This is a genomic window from Streptomyces sp. NPDC127177 (assembly GCF_042672475.1).
GTDB lineage: Bacteria > Actinomycetota > Actinomycetes > Streptomycetales > Streptomycetaceae > Streptomyces.
This window is the reverse complement of the sequence record NZ_JBHXUW010000014.1, coordinates 88,811-106,192: the sequence shown is the minus strand read 5'-3', so window position 1 is coordinate 106,192 and position 17,382 is coordinate 88,811. Positions and strand designations below refer to the sequence as shown.

General features: G+C 70.0%; 15 protein-coding genes. 5 read left to right on the top strand and 10 right to left on the bottom strand.

Features of this window, described 5'->3' with window-relative positions; translation table 11 throughout:
• Positions 1-11: 11 nt before the first annotated feature.
• The 6 genes from folE to dacB form a co-directional block, all read right to left on the bottom strand.
• The gene (gene folE, locus ACFVJX_RS11610) at positions 12-617 is read right to left on the bottom strand and encodes a GTP cyclohydrolase I FolE (RefSeq protein WP_384126300.1); all 606 of its coding nucleotides are present in this window, start codon (positions 615-617) and stop codon (positions 12-14) included.
• Positions 618-765: 148 nt separating this feature from the next.
• Complete coding sequence (gene ftsH, locus ACFVJX_RS11605) at positions 766-2,793, bottom strand: ATP-dependent zinc metalloprotease FtsH (protein WP_384126298.1); 2,028 nt, start codon at positions 2,791-2,793, stop codon at positions 766-768.
• A 195-nt stretch (positions 2,794-2,988) separates the two neighbouring features.
• Entirely contained in the window at positions 2,989-3,528 is a 540-nt protein-coding gene (gene hpt, locus ACFVJX_RS11600) for a hypoxanthine phosphoribosyltransferase (protein WP_037777945.1), read from the bottom strand.
• Between the two features lie 96 nt (positions 3,529-3,624).
• Entirely contained in the window at positions 3,625-4,716 is a 1,092-nt protein-coding gene (gene tilS / locus ACFVJX_RS11595) for a tRNA lysidine(34) synthetase TilS (RefSeq protein ID WP_384126297.1), read from the bottom strand.
• 201 nt (positions 4,717-4,917) lie between these two features.
• Positions 4,918-6,051: a zinc-dependent metalloprotease gene (locus tag ACFVJX_RS11590; RefSeq protein WP_384126296.1), complete on the bottom strand. Its 1,134-nt coding sequence runs from the start codon at positions 6,049-6,051 to the stop codon at positions 4,918-4,920.
• A gap of 49 nt (positions 6,052-6,100) precedes the next feature.
• Complete coding sequence (gene dacB, locus ACFVJX_RS11585; RefSeq protein WP_385744428.1) at positions 6,101-7,606, bottom strand: D-alanyl-D-alanine carboxypeptidase/D-alanyl-D-alanine-endopeptidase; 1,506 nt, start codon at positions 7,604-7,606, stop codon at positions 6,101-6,103.
• A gap of 86 nt (positions 7,607-7,692) precedes the next feature.
• Here dacB and ACFVJX_RS11580 point away from each other — a divergent pair, with 86 nt between their 5' ends.
• Entirely contained in the window at positions 7,693-8,187 is a 495-nt protein-coding gene (locus ACFVJX_RS11580) for an inorganic diphosphatase (protein WP_384126354.1), read from the top strand.
• Positions 8,188-8,350: 163 nt separating this feature from the next.
• Complete coding sequence (locus ACFVJX_RS11575) at positions 8,351-10,066, top strand: threonine/serine exporter ThrE family protein (RefSeq protein ID WP_384126293.1); 1,716 nt, start codon at positions 8,351-8,353, stop codon at positions 10,064-10,066.
• A 23-nt stretch (positions 10,067-10,089) separates the two neighbouring features.
• Here the strand turns inward: ACFVJX_RS11575 and ACFVJX_RS11570 are convergent, their stop codons facing one another.
• The gene (locus tag ACFVJX_RS11570) at positions 10,090-10,809 is read right to left on the bottom strand and encodes a DedA family protein (RefSeq protein ID WP_384126291.1); all 720 of its coding nucleotides are present in this window, start codon (positions 10,807-10,809) and stop codon (positions 10,090-10,092) included.
• Positions 10,810-10,956: 147 nt separating this feature from the next.
• On the opposite strand from ACFVJX_RS11570, the gene ACFVJX_RS11565 reads away from it, so the two are divergent.
• Positions 10,957-11,322 (top strand): YbjQ family protein, encoded by a 366-nt coding sequence (locus ACFVJX_RS11565; RefSeq protein WP_384126290.1) that lies wholly within the window; start codon positions 10,957-10,959, stop codon positions 11,320-11,322.
• A gap of 45 nt (positions 11,323-11,367) precedes the next feature.
• Here the strand turns inward: ACFVJX_RS11565 and ACFVJX_RS11560 are convergent, their stop codons facing one another.
• Complete coding sequence (locus ACFVJX_RS11560; protein ID WP_384126289.1) at positions 11,368-12,135, bottom strand: MerR family transcriptional regulator; 768 nt, start codon at positions 12,133-12,135, stop codon at positions 11,368-11,370.
• Positions 12,136-12,271: 136 nt separating this feature from the next.
• On the opposite strand from ACFVJX_RS11560, the gene ACFVJX_RS11555 reads away from it, so the two are divergent.
• Positions 12,272-13,546: an ion channel protein gene (locus ACFVJX_RS11555; RefSeq protein ID WP_384126288.1), complete on the top strand. Its 1,275-nt coding sequence runs from the start codon at positions 12,272-12,274 to the stop codon at positions 13,544-13,546.
• A gap of 116 nt (positions 13,547-13,662) precedes the next feature.
• Positions 13,663-15,087 (top strand): glutamate decarboxylase, encoded by a 1,425-nt coding sequence (locus ACFVJX_RS11550; protein ID WP_384126286.1) that lies wholly within the window; start codon positions 13,663-13,665, stop codon positions 15,085-15,087.
• 98 nt (positions 15,088-15,185) lie between these two features.
• Here ACFVJX_RS11550 and ACFVJX_RS11545 read toward each other — a convergent pair whose 3' ends face one another.
• Positions 15,186-15,827, bottom strand: coding sequence for a PadR family transcriptional regulator (locus tag ACFVJX_RS11545; protein WP_384126285.1), 642 nt, complete (start codon positions 15,825-15,827; stop codon positions 15,186-15,188).
• Between the two features lie 48 nt (positions 15,828-15,875).
• On the bottom strand, positions 15,876-17,333 hold the full coding sequence (locus ACFVJX_RS11540) for an aldehyde dehydrogenase family protein (protein WP_384126284.1): 1,458 nt from the start codon (positions 17,331-17,333) through the stop codon (positions 15,876-15,878).
• Between the last annotated feature and the right edge of the window lie 49 nt (positions 17,334-17,382).

Below are 17,382 nucleotides of genomic sequence, written 5' to 3'. Positions count from 1 at the left end.
TCCCGGCCGGGTCAGCGCGCCATGATCAGGCTCATGGCCTCGGCGCGCGTCGCGGGGTCGCGGAGCTGTCCGCGTACCGCCGAGGTCAGTGTCTTCGCACCAGGCTTGCGGATACCGCGCATCGACATGCACATGTGCTCGCACTCCACGACGACGATGACGCCGCGCGGCTCCAGGATCTTCATCAGCGACTCGGCGATCTGCGTGGTCAGCCGCTCCTGGACCTGCGGCCGCCGGGCGTAGACGTCCACCAGCCGGGCCAGCTTCGACAGGCCAGTGATCTTGCCGCTGGTCGCCGGGATGTAACCGACGTGCGCGACCCCGTGGAACGGCACCAGATGGTGTTCACATGTGCTGTACACCTCAATGTCCTTGACCAGCACCATCTCGTCGTGGCCGAGGTCGAACGTGGTCGTCAGGACATCCTCGGGCGCCTGGTACAGGCCCGCGAATATCTCCTTGTACGCCCGCGCCACCCGGCCCGGCGTCTCGCGCAGCCCTTCCCGGTCCGGGTCCTCCCCCACCGCGCTGAGGAGCTCGCGTACGGCCGCCGCGGCCCGCTTCTCGTCGAACTCGCCGATCGGATCCTGGCCGTCCAGCGTCACCGGGTCGGTCATCTGTGCCTCGTTCCTCTGAACTGTGACCTGCGCGGACATCCGCGCAGACATACGAAAGCCGCGCCCCCACAGGCTAAAACCTGGAGGGCGCGGCATCCATTCCTGGCCTGTGCGAGCCCCTGTGACGGGGGTCGCACCGGTCGGGCGGCTAACTCTCGGGACGCTCCTCGGGGATCGACTCCGTGGCCGGGACAGCGTCCGTGACCGAGGTGCCGTTCGCCGTGGTGGCGCCGTTCGTGAGGGCGAGCTCCTTCGGGGAGAGCACCGGCGGCCGGGTGGACGGCGTGCGCCGGGCGGAGCCGGTCCACGCCGGACGGGCCGGACGCTTGACGATCGGAGCGAAGATCTCCGCGATCTCCGCCTTGCCGAGGGTCTCCTTCTCAAGGAGCTGGAGAACCAGTGCGTCAAGAACGTCCCGGTTCTCGACCAGGATCTCCCACGCGTCGTTGTGCGCGGTCTCGATGAGCTTCTTGACCTCTTCGTCGACCAGCGCGGCGACCTCTTCCGAGTAGTCGCGCTGGTGACCCATCTCGCGGCCCACGAAGGGTTCGGTGTTGTCGCCGCCGAACTTGATCGCGCCGAGCCGCTCCGTCATGCCGTACTGCGTGACCATCGCGCGGGCCGTTGCGGTGGCCTTCTCGATGTCGTTCGCAGCGCCGGTGGTCGGATCGTGGAAGACCAGCTCCTCGGCCGCGCGCCCGCCCAGCATGTAAGCCAGCTGGTCGAGCATCTCGTTGCGCGTCGTGGAGTACTTGTCCTCCTCCGGGAGCACCATCGTGTAACCGAGGGCGCGACCGCGGGAGAGGATCGTGATCTTGTGGACCGGGTCCGACTGAGGTGAGGCCGCCGCGACCAGGGCGTGTCCGCCCTCGTGGTACGCGGTGATCTTCTTCTCCTTCTCGGACATGATCCGGGTCCGCTTCTGCGGACCCGCCACGACGCGGTCGATGGCCTCGTCGAGCATTTCGTTGTCGACGAGCTTCTTGTTGCTGCGCGCCGTGAGGAGCGCCGCCTCGTTCAGCACGTTCGACAGGTCGGCACCCGTGAAACCGGGCGTACGACGGGCAACGGCGCCGAGGTCGACGTCCGGTGCGACCGGCTTGCCCTTCTGGTGGACCTTGAGGATCTCCAGCCGGCCCAGCATGTCCGGACGGTCGACCGCGATCTGCCGGTCGAATCGGCCCGGACGCAGCAGCGCCGGGTCGAGGATGTCCGGCCGGTTCGTGGCGGCGATCAGGATCACGCCGCCCTTCACGTCGAAGCCGTCCATCTCGACGAGCAGCTGGTTCAGCGTCTGCTCGCGCTCGTCGTGACCGCCGCCCATACCGGCACCGCGGTGCCGGCCGACTGCGTCGATCTCGTCGACAAAGACGATCGCCGGGGCGTTCGCCTTGGCCTGCTCGAAGAGGTCACGCACTCGGGAGGCACCGACACCGACGAACATCTCGACGAAGTCGGAACCGGAGATCGAGTAGAACGGGACGCCCGCTTCGCCGGCGACGGCGCGGGCGAGCAGCGTCTTGCCCGTACCGGGAGGCCCGTACAGCAGGACACCCTTGGGGATCTTGGCGCCGACGGCCTGGAACTTCGCCGGCTCCTGGAGGAACTCCTTGATCTCGTAGAGCTCCTCGACCGCCTCGTCCGAGCCCGCCACGTCGGCGAACGTCGTCTTCGGGGTGTCCTTGGTGATCAGCTTGGCCTTGGACTTGCCGAACTGCATGACCTTGGAGCCGCCACCCTGCATCTGGTTCATCAGAAACAGGAAGACGACCACGATGAGGACGAAGGGCAGCAGCGAGAAGAGGATCGAGACGAACGGGGACTGCTTCGACGGCGAGACGGTGTAACCCTTCTCGATGTCACCGCCCTCGAACTTCTTCTGCAGCATGTCGGCGAGCTGGACGCCCTGGTTGCCGATGTAGCTCGCCTGGAACTTGCTGCCGGACTCGCCGGAGAGTTTCTGGCCGTCCTTCAGCTCAATCTTGAGGATTTGATCGTCACCGGTGGTCAGCTTGGCCTGCTCCACCTGGTTCTTACTGATCGCCTGGATCACCTTGCCGGTGTCCACCGTCTTGTAGCCGCCGCCCGAGCCGACGACATTCATCAGCACGACCACGGCGAGGACGGCCAGCACGATCCACATGACCGGCCCACGGAAGTATCGCTTCACGTCCATCCATACGGAGCGAAGTCGCCCCGTCCCTCCTGCCCGTAGGTAAATGCTGCTGTGAGTAAAGACTGTTCCTCGGACGGTACACCGGCATTGTTGCCGACGGTCGCCTGGGACGTCTGTCAAACCCGCCTTCGAAGGCTCAACGGCGGGAGAACGGTGAGGGTTCCCCGCAGTCGGCGCGGCTTGCGCCGCGTCGTGTCAGCCGCCGTAGACGTGTGGGGCGAGGGTGCCGACGAAGGGGAGGTTGCGGTACTTCTCGGCGTAGTCCAGCCCGTAGCCGACGACGAACTCGTTGGGGATGTCGAAGCCGACCCACTTGCAGTCGAGCGCGACCTTCGCCGCGTCCGGTTTGCGCAGCAGGGTACAGATCTCCAGCGAGGCGGGCTCGCGCGAGCCCAGGTTCGACATCAGCCAGGACAGGGTCAGTCCCGAGTCGATGATGTCCTCGACGATCAGGACGTGCTTGCCCTTGATGTCGGTGTCCAGGTCCTTGAGGATCCGGACGACACCGGAGGACTGGGTGCCCGCGCCGTACGAGGAGACGGCCATCCAGTCCATGGTGACGGGGGTGGACAGGGCGCGTGCCAGGTCCGCCATGACCATCACTGCGCCCTTGAGGACTCCGACGAGGAGCAGGTCCTTGCCCGCGTACTCCGCGTCGATCTTCGCGGCCAGCTCGACGAGCTTCGCGTCGATCTCTTCCTTGGTGAGGAGCACCGACTGAAGGTCGGTGCCCATGTCCTTCTCGTTCACCCGCGTCTCTTTCTTTGCCTGCCGGCCCGGGTGGTGTCCCGGACCTGCGCGGCCGCTCGCCTGCATGTCAGCCGCTTGTGCTCAGCTCTGCCGAATCACCAGTCTGCCACCCTGCCGCAGGGCTTCGACGCGGCCGGGGAGGTTGATGGCCTGCTGGCCGCGCCAGCCGGTGATGAGGCGGTCGACTTCCTCGATGTGACGGGCGAAGAGGGAACCGGCCGGAGAACCGGCCTCTATGGCCGCGCGGCGCAGTACCCGGCGGCGGACGGCCGGCGGCAGCGCGTTGAGCTTGGCGCACTCCAGCCGGCCCGCGTCGTCGCGTACGTCACGGCCGGCCTCGGCGGCCCAGGTGTCCAGGGCGTCGGCGTCGTCGCGGGAGAGCTGCGCCGTACGGGCCAGGGCCTCGACGACCCCTTTGCCCAGCGCCTTCTCCAGGGCCGGCAGGCCCTCGTGGCGCAGCCGGGAACGGGTGTAGGCGGGGTCGATGTTGTGCGGGTCGTCCCAGACCGTCAGGGACTGCACCAGGCAGGCCTTGCGGGCGGTCTGCCGGTCGAGCTGGAGGAAGGGGCGGCGGTAGCGGCCGGACGGGCCGGACGCGGCGGCCATGCCGGAGAGCGAGCGGATGCCGGAGCCGCGGGCCAGGCCCAGCAGCACCGTCTCCGCCTGGTCGTCGCGGGTGTGGCCGAGCAGGACGGCGGCGGCGCCGTGGCGTTCGGCCGCCGCGTCCAGCGCGGCGTAGCGGGCGTCGCGGGCGGCTGCCTCGGGCCCGCCGTCGTGGCCGACCCGCACCGTGACGGCCTCGACCGGGTCGAGGTCCATGGCGGCGAGGCGGCCGGCGACTTCGGCGGCGCGGGCGCCGGAGCCGTCCTGGAGGCCGTGGTCGACGGTGATGCCGCCGGCCCGGACGTCGAGTTTGCGGGCCTCGAAGGCGAGGGCGGAGGCGAGCGCCATGGAGTCGGCGCCACCGGAGCAGGCGACCAGCACCAGGGGGCTGTCGGGGCGTTCGGGAAGTGCGGCGCGCCGCCTGCCGGCTCCGGCTTCGGCGAGCTCGGGGTGCGGGGCGCGTCCGGCGTGCGGAGCGCGTTCGGTCTGTTCGGCGAAGTCGGTGATTACGTCGTGGAGTACGCGGCGGACCGCCAGGCGTATCGCCGCGACCGCAGGATGGGGACCCATGTCCGGTGCCCTTCGTGAAGTTTCGGAGAGGTGCCTCGGAGTGCCGGGACAGGAAAGAGTGCCGTCACTCAGAGTGCGTCGATGGTGACAGAGCAATGCCGTTCATCGAGCATTGCACGCCTTCCCATGCCCCTACGGTCCCTCGGATGGGTGATTACCGGCGCGTTTACCTGTGGCTCCGAGCCCCTGTTCGCGCCGTGATCATGACTCTGCCTTACGGTGCACCCTCGCGATCCAGTCCTCCGGCTTGGCGATCTCGGCCTTCGTCGGGAGGGTGTTGGGCGAGGTCCAGACCCGGTTGAAGCCGTCCATGCCGACCTCGTCGACCACGGCGCGCACGAACCGCTCGCCGTCCCGGTACTGGCGCAGCTTGGCGTCGAGGCCGAGCAGTTTGCGCAGCGCCTGGTCGAGCCGGCTCGCGCCGCGGGCCCTGCGCTGCTGGAACTTCTCCCGGATCTCGCCGACGGACGAGACCACCTCGGGTCCGACGCCGTCCATCACGTAGTCGGCGTGGCCCTCCAGCAGGGACATCACCGCGGTGAGCCGACCGAGGATCTCGCGCTGGGCGGGTGTCTGCACGAGCTCGACGAGGCTGCGCCCGCCGTCCTCGCCCTCCTCGCCCTCGGGCCGGCCCCCGGCCAGCGACTGGGCGGCCTCGCGGAGGCGTTCCAGCACCGTCATCGGGTCGACTTCGGTCTGGTCGAGGAATGACTGGATCTCGCCCTGCAGATGGTCGCGGAGCCAGGGCACCGCGGTGAACTGGGTGCGGTGCGTCTCCTCGTGGAGGGCGACCCAGAGGCGGAAGTCGTGCGGGTCGACCTCCAGCTCGCGTTCGACGTGCACGATGTTCGGCGCGACCAGCAGGAGCCTGCCGCCACCGCCGGCAGAGGCGGGGAGCTCACGTGTGGCGGGGGCGAACGTCTCGTACTGGCCGAGGACCCTGGAGGCCAGGAACGACAGCAGCATTCCCACCTCGACCCCGGTCACCTTGGAGCCGACCGCGCCGAGCACGGCGCCGCCCGCGCCGCCGCTGCGTCGTTCCTCCATCTTGTCCAGGAGCGGGCGGAGCAGCTCGCGGAAGCCCGCCACGTTCGCCTTGATCCAGCCGGCCCGGTCGACGACCAGGACCGGGGTGTCCTCCGGTTCGGTCCCCTCCGGGATCATCCGGGTGAAGGCACGGACGTGCTCCTCCGCGGCCTTGGCATGCCTGCGCAGCTCCGCGACGACCTCGCGGGCCTCTTCGCGGCTGATCTCGGGCCCCGGCCGCACCAATCGGGTCGCGGTCGCAACCGCGAGATTCCAGTCGACCATCCCGGCACCACCGATGCTCGTCATGCGTCAACCGTACGTGCTCGCTCCTTGATGCGGTGTGGTGTTGACCGGCTCATCGCTTGCCGGCGGCCAGCGTGGTGGCGAGTGAGTCGAGGGCGGACTGGGCTCCGGAGGGGTCGGTGGTGCCCGATGCCATGAAGGCGAAGGCGAGCAGCCGGCCGTGTGCGTCGACGACCGTGCCCGCGAGGGTGTTGACGCCGGTGAGGGTGCCGGTCTTGGCGCGGATGAGACCGGTGCCGCCGGTCTTCGTCGTGTAGCGGCCGCTCAGCGTGCCGCTGAAGCCCGCCACCGGAAGGCCGGTGAGGACGGGGCGCAGCTCGGGGTGGTCCGCGCCGGCCGCCCGGGCGAGCAGTCCGGCGAGCAGTGCGGCGCTGACCTTGTCCTCGCGGTCGAGTCCGCTGCCGTCGGCGAAGTTCACGCCCTTCAGCGGAAGTTTCAGCTTCTTCAGCTGTGCGGTGACGGCCCGTCGGCCGCCGTCGAAGTCGACCGGTTCGCCGGCGGCCAGGGCGGTCTGCCGGGCGAGTGCCTCGGCGATGTCGTTGTCGCTGTTGGTCAGGGCCCGCTCGACGAGTCCGGACAGCGGGGCGGAGAGGTGCCGGGCGACGGGCCGGGACTTGGCGGCGGCCTTGCCGGAACGGGGTCCGGACGCGGTGTCGACGCCGGCCTCGTCCAGCAGTTCGCCGAAGGCGTCGGCGGCGTCCCGGGCCGGGTCGCCGCTGCGCGGGGCGGGTCCGCTGGAGGTGTCGTCGAGGCGCCCCTCGTTGACCATCAGGGCGCTCAGGGGTGCGATGTTCTCGTTGGGGCCGATCGGGTGGAGTGCGGGCCCCGAGTAGCCGGACGTGTCGTACCGGAGCCGCACCTCGTGGACGCCGGCGTCCTTCAGGGCGCGTGCGGTGCCGGCGGCCAGGGAGCGCAGGGCCGCCCGGTCGAGGGTGGGGTCGCCGCCGCCGACGAGCGTCACGGTGCGGGAGTCCGCGGAGGCCCGGACGGTCGTGGGGATGCGGTGGTCGGGGCCGAGCGCGGTCAGGGCAGCGACCATGGTGGCGATCTTGACCGTGGAGGCCGGGGTCATCGGGGTGTCGGCGCCCTTGGCGTACAGGCGCCTGCCGGTGGCGGTGTCGATGACGACGCCGCTGGGCCGGGTGCCGAGCGCGGGTGCCTTCAGCAGCGGGTCCAGCACGGCCCGGAGTCCGGCCGTTACGCCGTCCGGGGCATCCGGTGCGTCCGGGGCCGACTGGTTGGTGGTGGTGCCCAGGGCGGCGAGCACGGCCGGGGCGCTGGGCGCGGGGTCCGGTCCGCCGGGCGCGTCCGGCTCGTGATGTGCGCCACCTGTGCGGTCCCGGGCGGCCGCCCAGTCCTGCTCGGCCTTACGCTGACCCGAGTCCCAGGGACCGGCGGCAAGGACGACGCCGGCTGCGAGCGCCAGGCCGAGGACGGCGGAGACGGCCGTGAACTGCCAGTTGTTCAGCCCGTTCCGCAGGTCGAGGTGGTCCGTCAGGGCGGCCCCGGTCAGCTTGGAGAACGGATTGACCGACGGTCTTTTCACCGGATCGTCCACCGTTGACCAGCCCCTTTCGCGAGCACACATCTCCGTGAGGGACACTTAACCATCAGTCGTATGTGTTGATCATGGAGGAGCCACCCGTGGAGTTCGACGTCGTTATCGAGATCCCGAAGGGTTCGCGGAACAAGTACGAGGTGGACCACGAGACCGGTCGGATCCGCCTGGACCGTCGACTCTTCACCTCGACCAGCTACCCCGCGGACTACGGTTACGTCGAGAACACCCTCGGCGAGGACGGCGACCCGCTGGACGCGCTGGTCATCCTGGAGGAGCCGACCTTCCCCGGCTGCCTCATCAAGTGCCGTGCGATCGGCATGTTCCGGATGACGGACGAGGCCGGCGGCGACGACAAGCTGCTGTGCGTGCCGGCTTCCGACCCCCGGGTGGAGCACCTGCGCGACATCCACCACGTGTCGGAGTTCGACCGTCTCGAGATCCAGCACTTCTTCGAGGTCTACAAGGACCTGGAGCCCGGTAAGTCCGTCGAGGGCGCCGACTGGGTCGGCCGCACCGAGGCCGAGGCCGAGATCGAGAACTCCTACAAGCGCCTCGAGGCGCAGGGCGGCGCGCACTGACGTTCCGCTTACGGTTCCGCTCAGGTTCCGTTTCCGGCTTCGTGCGCACGACGGGCGGCACACCTTCACCGGTGTGCCGCCCGTTTCGCATGGTGCGGCCATCTCCACGGCCATACTGGGCATGAGCGCTACCGAAGACGCGCAGCGATGATGAGTGAGGTCAGTGGTGGCGGAACCGGGCGGTCCGGAGGACCAGAAGCCCCAGTCCGACGAGGCGCGCAGCGCCTTCTCCCAGCCGGCCGGGGTGGGAAGGCCGACAGGCCCGCCGGAAGAAGAGCACCCGACGTCGGAATTCGCCCTTCCGACCGGTCTGACGCCTGAGCCGCAGGGTTCCGGAACCGGTGCCGGAACGGGTTCCGCTTCCGGCGCCGGAACGACCTCGGGATCGGACACGATCGGATCCGCCTTCGCCCCGCCGCGCACCTACAGCGCGCAGAACTCCCCCTCTTTCACGCCCGCGCACGGCATCCCGATGATCCGGCTGACCAAGGAAGCCCCCTGGCAGGACCGGATGCGCACGATGCTGCGGATGCCGGTCGCCGAGCGCCCGGCGCCGGAGCCGGTCCAGAAGCCCGACGACGACTCGGGCCCCGCGGTACCGCGCGTGCTCGACCTGACGCTGCGTATCGGGGAGTTGCTGCTGGCCGGCGGCGAGGGCGCGGAGGACGTCGAGGCGGCGATGTTCGCGGTGACCCGCAGCTACGGTCTCGACCGCTGCGAGCCGACGGTCACCTTCACGCTGCTGTCGATCTCGCACCAGCCGTCGCTGGTCGACGACCCGGTGACGGCGAGCCGGACGGTACGCCGCAGGGGCACCGACTACACCCGGCTGGCGGCGGTCTTCCGGCTCATCGACGACATCACCACCGAAGAGGCCGAGATCTCGCTGGAGGAGGCCTACCGACGCCTCGCGGAGATCCGGCGAAACCGGCACCCGTACTCCGGCTGGGTGCTCACGCTGGCCGCCGGCGGACTGGCGGGGGCGGCGTCGGTCCTGGTCGGCGGTGGGTTCGTGGTGTTCCTGATCGCCGCGCTCGGCGCGATGCTCGGGGACCGGCTGGCCTGGCTGTGTGCCGGACGCGGGCTTCCGGAGTTCTACCAGTTCGTCGCGGCCGCGATGCCGCCGGCCGCGATGGGGGTGGCGCTCACCCTCACCCACTGGTCCGACGTCCGGCCCTCCGCGGTCATCACCGGTGGGCTGTTCGCCCTGCTGCCGGGGCGGGCCCTGGTGGCGGGGGTGCAGGACGGCCTGACCGGCTACTACATCACCGCGGCCGCACGGCTCCTGGAAGTCATGTACTTCTTCATCGGGATCGTCGCCGGTGTGCTGCTGGTGCTGTACGGGGGCCTTCAGCTGGGGGCCGAACTGAACCCGGAGGCCCGGCTGATCTCCCACGACCGGCCGTGGCTCCAGATCCTGGCGTCGATGCTGCTGAGCCTGTCCTTCGCGATCCTGCTCCAGCAGGAGCGGTCCACGGTGCTGGCGGTGACCCTCAACGGCGGGGTGGCCTGGATCATCTTCGGGGCGATGGCCAATACCGGCAAAATCTCGCCGGTGGCGGCCACGGCGGTGGCGGCCGGTCTGGTGGGGCTGTTCGGGCAGTTGTTCTCGCGGTACCGGTACACCTCGTCGCTGCCGTTCATCACGGCGGCGATCGGCCCGCTGCTGCCGGGTTCGGCGACGTACTTCGGTCTGCTGGGCATCGCGCAGAACGAGCTGGACCGGGGGCTCGCCTCACTGTCGACCGCGGTGGCGACGGCAGGGGCCATCGCCATCGGGGTGAACCTGGGAAGCGAGATCTCCCGGCTGTTCATGCGGGTGCCGGGTGCGATCGGCGGGGCGAACCGCCGCGCGGCCAAGCGGACGCGCGGCTTCTGACGCGGAGGGCGGCCCGGGGGCCGTCAGCGCTTGGCGTGCCGGCCACCGCGGCGGCCGGCGCCGGGGGCGCCGCCTCCGGCGGCCGGGTCCTGGCCCTCGCTGTCGGCGGCCGCCGCTTCCTTCTTCGACTTGCTGCGGGCGCGCAGGAACTCGATGGCGATCGGTACGACCGAGATCAGCACGATCAGGATGAGCATCGCCTCGATGTTCTTGTGCACGAACTCGATCTTGCCCAGGACCGCACCCAGGAGCGTCACCCCGACGCCCCAGAGGACGCCGCCGATGATGTTGAACGTGATGAAGGAGCGGTAGTTCATCCGGCTCACACCGGCGACGATCGGTGTGAACGTCCGCACGATGGGCACGAAGCGGGCCAGGACCAGCGACTTCGGCCCGTACTTCTCGAAGAAGTCGTGCGCCTTCTCGACGTTCTCCTGCTTGAAGAGGCGGGAGTCCGGGCGGTTGAAGAGCGAGGGGCCGACCTTGCGGCCGAAGAGGTAGCCCACCTGGTCGCCGATGATCGCCGCCAGGGCGACCAGGACGCAGACCAGCCACAGCGGGGTGTGCAGCTTGCCCGTCGTCACCAGCAGACCCGTGGTGAACAGCAGGGAGTCTCCGGGCAGGAAGAACCCGATCAGCAGCCCGGACTCGGCGAAGACGACGACCAGCACACCGATCAGCCCGAACTGGCCGATGAGATGGTCCGGGTCCAGCCAGCTCGGTCCGAGCGCAAGCGTATTCAAGGGTCCGGGCTCCAGGATGTGGTCGATGGCAGCTGCGTGGCCGCCCAAAGCTATCAACGCAGCGGGGCCGCTCCGGGTTCCACCGGCCCCCGTGGAGATGCACACGGGGCGAACCGGGGCAAAACTCGGTCCAGGAGGTGCCACACCATGGGCATTGAGGATTACGGCGGTGGTCAGACGGCACACGCCGATGTGCTGGTCGTCACCACCAACGACGTGCCGGGCCACCAGGTGACCCAGGTCATCGGTGAGGTGTTCGGCCTGACGGTCAGGTCCCGTCATCTGGGCAGCCAGATCGGTTCCGGGCTGAAGTCCATGATCGGCGGCGAGCTGAAGGGGCTGACCAAGACGCTCGTCGAGACCCGCAACCAGGCCATGGAGCGGCTGGTCGAGCAGGCGAGGGCGCGGGGCGCGAACGCGGTGCTGATGATGCGCTTCGACGTGACCGAGGCGGCCGACGTGGGCACGGAGGTCTGTGCGTACGGAACGGCCGCGGTGATCAACAGGGTCTGAGCGCGGTGACGGGGGCCGGGTGGAACCGGCCCCCGTCGGCAGTGCCTACTCCTGGCGCTCCGCGTTGGCGTTGATCGCGTCGCGCAGGTGCTCGGCCAGGCCCGGCCGCATCGACTCGTAGTACGCCTTGAACTGCAGGTCGGCGACGTACATCTCACCGAGACCGCGGTGGATCTCCGTGGTGCACTCGTAGAACCAGGCCGTGATGTGGCGCCGGTGCTCCTCGGCGAGGTCCATCGCGCGCCCGCCGGTGGCCGGCTCTCCGGCCTCCATCAGCGCGTCGTAGCGCTCGCCCCAGGAAGCGACCTCCGCCTGCATCCGCTTCCAGTCCTCCTTGGTGTAGCGGGCGGCCCGGCGCTGCGACTCGGCGTAGGCCTCGGTGCCGCCCCACCGCCGCTCGGCCTCCTCGGCGTGCTGCTCCGGGTCCTTGTCGCCGAAGACCTCGAACTTCTCCTCGGGCGTGAGATTGATGCCCATTCTCCTTGCCTCCATGGCTGTCTCGACCGCCGCGGCCATCCGCTGCAGTTCGGCGATCCGGTCCGACAGCAGCGCGTGCTGGCGGCGCAGGTGTTCCCGCGGGTCCGCGTCCGGGTCGTCGAGCAGGGCCGCGATCTCTTCGAGCGGGAAGCCGAGCTCCCGGTAGAACAGGATCTGCTGGAGCCGGTCGAGGTCGGCGTCGTCGTAACGCCGGTGACCTGCGTGGCTGCGCGCGCTGGGCGAGAGCAGACCGATTCCGTCGTAGTGGTGCAGGGTGCGCACCGTGATCCTGGCCGGTCCGACGAATCCGGCGACCTGTCCCACGGAGTACTCCATGGCTCCGCGCTCCTCTCCGTGTGCTGGTACGGGTCCGAGCCTGCGCCCTGACGTGACGTGAGGTGCAACCCCGAAATGCCGCCACCCACCGTACTTTTGGGACGTTGTACGGCTTTTGTCTCGCTATGGTGAGCCGATGTCCACCGACTCCGCCGTCTCCGCCGAGCCGGCCCCCGCGCGCCGGCTGCTGCCGCTCCTCGTCCCCGCCCTGGCCGTCGGAGTGGCATCGGCCCTCGTCCTGCTGGGCGTCAGCGTCGTCGCGGACCGGCTGCAGGACGTGCTGTGGGAGTCCCTGCCCGACGCGCTGTCGATCGGCCGGTACTCCTCGCTGTGGATGATCGTGATGCTCACCGCGACCGGGCTGGTCGCAGGCCTGGTCATCCGGGCGGTGCCCGGCCGGGCAGGACCCGATCCGGCGACCATGGGTCTCGTCGATCCGCCGCTGGCGCCCGGCGTGGTGCCGGGGCTGCTGGTGGTGACGGTCCTGGCGCTGGCGGGCGGGGTCAGCCTGGGTCCGGAGAACCCGATCACCGCGGCCAATATCGCACTGGCCTACTGGGCGGGCCGCCGTTTCGCCCCGGCCGCCCCGGCCGCGCTGTGGATCGCGCTCGCCGCGGCGGGCACCATCGGCGCGCTGTTCGGCACTCCGGTCGCCGCCGCGCTGATCCTCTCCGAGACGCTCGCCTCGACCCCCGGGCCCGGCGCCCTCTGGGACCGGCTCTTCGGGCCGCTCGCGGCGGGGGCAGCGGGGGCGCTCACCATGACGCTGGCCGCCCACCCCAGCTTCGACCTGTCGCTGCCCCCCTACACCCGTGCGCACTGGGGTGATCTGCTCTCCGCGGTCGTGATCGCCTCCGCCGGAGCCGTGCTGGGCCTGGCCGCGGTGTACGCCTTCCCCCATGTGCACCGGGCCTTCCGCGCGCTGCCCCATCCGGTCCTGGCGCTGACCCTGGGCGGGCTGGTGCTCGGCCTGCTCGGGGCGCTCGGGGGGCATCTCACCCTCTTCAAGGGGCTGGACGAGGTCAAGGAGCTGGCCGCCGATCCGGACGGCTGGTCGGCCGGCCGGTTCGCGGTCATGGCGGTGGTGAAGACCGCCGCCCTGCTGATCGCCGCGACCTGCGGTTTCCGGGGCGGTCGGATCTTCCCGGCGGTGTTCTCCGGCGTCGCGCTCGGTCTGTGCGCCCACGCCCTGGTCAGCGGGGTGCCGGTATCGCTCGCGGTGACGTGCGCGGTGCTCGGGGTCCTGCTGGCCGTCACCCGGCAGGGCTGGCTCAGCCTGTTCACGGCCGCGGTGCTGGCCTCCGACATGGCCCTGCTGCCGATGCTCTGCGTCGCCTCGCTGCCCGCCTGGCTGCTGGTGACGGGGCGGCCGCAGATGCAGCTGCGCGAGGACGGGACGCCGCTGCGGTGAACCACCGGGCGGTGCCGGGCGCCCGACGCGCCGGACGCCCGTGGTGTCCGTATCGTCTGATTCGTACGGCCTCGCGGCCGAGACCCACGGCGAGTACCGAGAAGGGCAGGTCGGCGATGCCGCTCCACAAGGGCTCCACGCCCCACAGCGAACCGTCCGCAGAGCAGCGCAGGCTGGCCCTCAACCCGTTCTTCGGGGAGGCCGACCCGACGGCGGGCATGGAGTCGGCGCCGCCCCGGCACAGACTCCCGGACGGGGCGATGCCGCCCGCCACCGCGTACCGCCTGGTCCACGACGAGCTGATGCTCGACGGCAACTCCCGGCTCAACCTCGCCACCTTCGTCACCACCTGGATGGAACCCCAGGCCGGGGTGCTGATGAGCGAGTGCACCGACAAGAACATGATCGACAAGGACGAGTACCCCCGCACCGCCGAGCTGGAGCGGCGCTGTGTGGCGATGCTCGCCGACCTCTGGAACGCCCCCGACCCCGCGAACGCCGTGGGCTGTTCGACGACCGGGTCCAGCGAGGCCTGCATGCTGGCCGCGCTCGCGCTCAAACGCCGCTGGGCAGCGCGGAACGCCGACCGCTATCCGTCGACCGCCCGGCCCAATCTGGTCATGGGCGTGAACGTGCAGGTCTGCTGGGACAAGTTCTGCACGTTCTGGGAGGTCGAGCCGCGGCTGGTCCCGATGGAGGGCGACCGCTTCCACATCGACCCGCAGGCCGCCGCCGACCTCTGCGACGAGAACACCATCGGCGTGGTCGGCATCCTCGGCTCCACCTTCGACGGTTCGTACGAGCCCATCGCGGACCTCTGCGCGGCCCTGGACGCCCTTCAGGAGCGCACCGGCCTCGACATCCCCGTCCATGTGGACGGGGCGTCCGGGGCGATGGTGGCGCCGTTCCTGGACGAGGACCTGGTCTGGGACTTCCGGCTCCCCCGGGTCTCCTCGATCAACACCTCCGGGCACAAGTACGGGCTGGTCTACCCGGGTGTCGGCTGGGCGCTGTGGCGGTCGCCCGCCGAACTGCCCGAGGAGCTGGTCTTCCGGGTCAACTACCTGGGCGGCGACATGCCGACTTTCGCGCTGAACTTCTCCAGGCCCGGCGCACAGGTGGTGGCGCAGTACTACACGTTCCTGCGGCTGGGCCGGGAGGGCTACCGGGCCGTGCAGCAGGCGGCCCGGGACGTGGCCCGGGGCCTGGCCGAACGGATCGAGGACCTGGGCGACTTCCGGCTCCTCACCCGCGGCGACCAGTTGCCCGTCTTCGCCTTGACGACGACGCCGGAGGTGACGGCGTACGACGTCTTCGACGTGTCACGGAGGCTGCGCGAGCGGGGATGGCTGGTGCCGGCGTACACCTTCCCGGCGAACCGGCAGGACCTGTCCGTGCTGCGGATCGTGTGCCGCAACGGTTTCTCATCGGACCTCGCGGAGCTGCTGCTCGAGGACCTTCGGCTGCTGCTGCCCGAACTCCGGGCGCAGGATCATCCGTTGAGCCGGGACCATGGGGCGGATACGTCGTTCCACCACTGAGCCGCGCGCCTGCCCCGGCCTCGACCGGACGGGCCGGTCCCCCAGTGGCTCAGCCTCGCGAACCGCCGCACCGGCCCAACAGCATGCGCCGAACTCGGTCAGTGCGCGTCTTCGGGGTCGACGACCCCCGTCGCGTAAGGGTTCTCCTCGCCCTCGGCCAGGACGCCGACGAACGGGTCGCCCTCACCCGCGAAGGTGTACGCCCCGCCCTCGATCCGGGCGATCAGCCCGCGCGTCCATTCGGCGTCGGTGTCCGCCGAGTGCACCCACATGTTCATGATCTCGCCGATGTGGCCGATCGATTCGGGGCCAGCCTCGGGTGTGTAGTACTCGGTGACCGAGGCCCGCCAGCGGGCCAGCCCCGCCACCCGCTCGTTGAGCAGGGACACCGCCTCGGCCCGCTCCAGGTCGACCATGCCGCCCAGTCCGGCCGACAGCATGTCCGTCTTCTGGTCGTGCGAGGCCAGGGCCGCGCGCAGCAGCGTGAAGTACTCCTCGTCGCCCTGCTCGGTGATCTCGTACTCGGTGCGCGGCGGGCCGCCTGCCGTGCTCGGGGCGACCTCGTGTGCGAGCAGCACGCCCTGCTTCGCCATCTGCTTGAGTGCGTGGTAGATCGATCCCGGTTTGGCGGTGGACCACTCGTGGGCGCCCCAGTACTCCAGGTCGTTGCGGATCTGATAGCCGTGCGCCCGGCCGTGCTGCCGTACGGCACACAGGACCAGCAGCCGGATCGCGGACATGCCCACCCACCTTTCTACTCAACTTTGACGAGAGTAGCGGTGCGTGATTCAGAGCGGGAAAACGCTCCTGCCGTGCTGGATCGATATCCACTTCTGGGTGGTGAAGGCCTCGACCGTCGCCTCGCCGTTCAGCCGGCCCGTCCCGGACTGCTTCTCGCCGCCGAAGGCGACCAGCGGGTCGTCCTGGACGGTCGCGTCGTTGACGTGGAACATCCCGCTGTGGATCCGCCGGGCGAACCGCACCCCGCGTTCGGCGTCAGCGGTGTGCACGGCCCCGCTCAGTCCGTACGGGCTGTCGTTGGTCATCCGTACGGCCTCCTCCTCGCCGTCGAACGTGATCAGCAGCGCGACCGGGCCGAATATCTCCTGGGAGAGCAGCGGGGAGTCGTCCGCGAGCCCGGTGAGGACCGTGGGCTCGACGAGATTGCCGCGGGTTCGCCCCCGGACCAGTGCCGTGGCCCCCTCCTCGACTGCCTGGTCGACGAGCGCCGTCAGCGCGTCCGCGTGGAAGGTGTTGATGACCGGGCCGATCTGGGTCTCCGGGTCGCGCGGGTCGCCGGTGCGCAGGGCGGCCACCCGCGCGGTGAACCTCTCGGTGAACTCGGGTGCGACGGCGCGGTCCACCAGGATCCGGTTGGCGGCCATGCAGATCTGCCCCTGGAAGGCGAAGCGGCTGAAGACCGCGGCGTCGACCGCGTAGTCGATGTCCGCGTCATCCAGCACCACCAGGGCGCTGTTCCCGCTGAGTTCGAGGATGGTGCGCTTGAAGAGCCCGCCCGCCGTCGCGCCGACATGGCGGCCGACCCGGTCCGATCCGGCGAAGGAGATCACCTTCGGGACGGGGTGCGCTATGAACGCGTCCCCTATCTCGGCGATGTCGGTGATCACGATGTTGAGGAGCCCGGCCGGCAGTCCCGCGTCGTGGAAGATCCGGGCGATCAGCCCACCGCCGACCACCGGGGCGTTCTGGTTGGGCTTGACGACGACCGCGTTACCGAGCGCCAGGGCCGGCGCGACGGACTTCATGGTCACCAGGAAGGGGAAGTTGAACGGGGTGATGACGCCGACGACACCCACGGGCAGCCGGTAGAGCCTGTTCTCCTTGCCGTCCACCGGGGAGGCCAGGATCCGGCCCTCAACGTGCAGTGCCTGCCGGGTCGCCTCGCGCAGGAACTCCTGGGCGGCGCGCAGTTCGTACTGCGCCTTGGCGCGGGTGCCGCCCAGTTCGTCGATGACGGCCTCGACGATCTCCTCGGCCAGCTCCTCGGTGATGCGCAGGGCCCGTTCCATGACGCGGGCGCGCTCGTAGGGGCTCTTGGTGGCCCAGTCCCGCTGCGCGCGTTCGGCCGCGCGGTAGGCGCGGTCGACCTCGTCGGCCGAGGCGACGGTGATGGCGGCGAGCTTTTCCCCGTTGTAGGGATTGAAATCGATGATGTCCCACGAGCCGGTGCCGGTGCGCCATTCACCGTCGATGTACTGGTCGGCCAGCTCGTGGAAGAAGGACATGCGATCCCTTACTGCAGGTGCAGACTCCTGTAGGGGTGTCATCGTACTG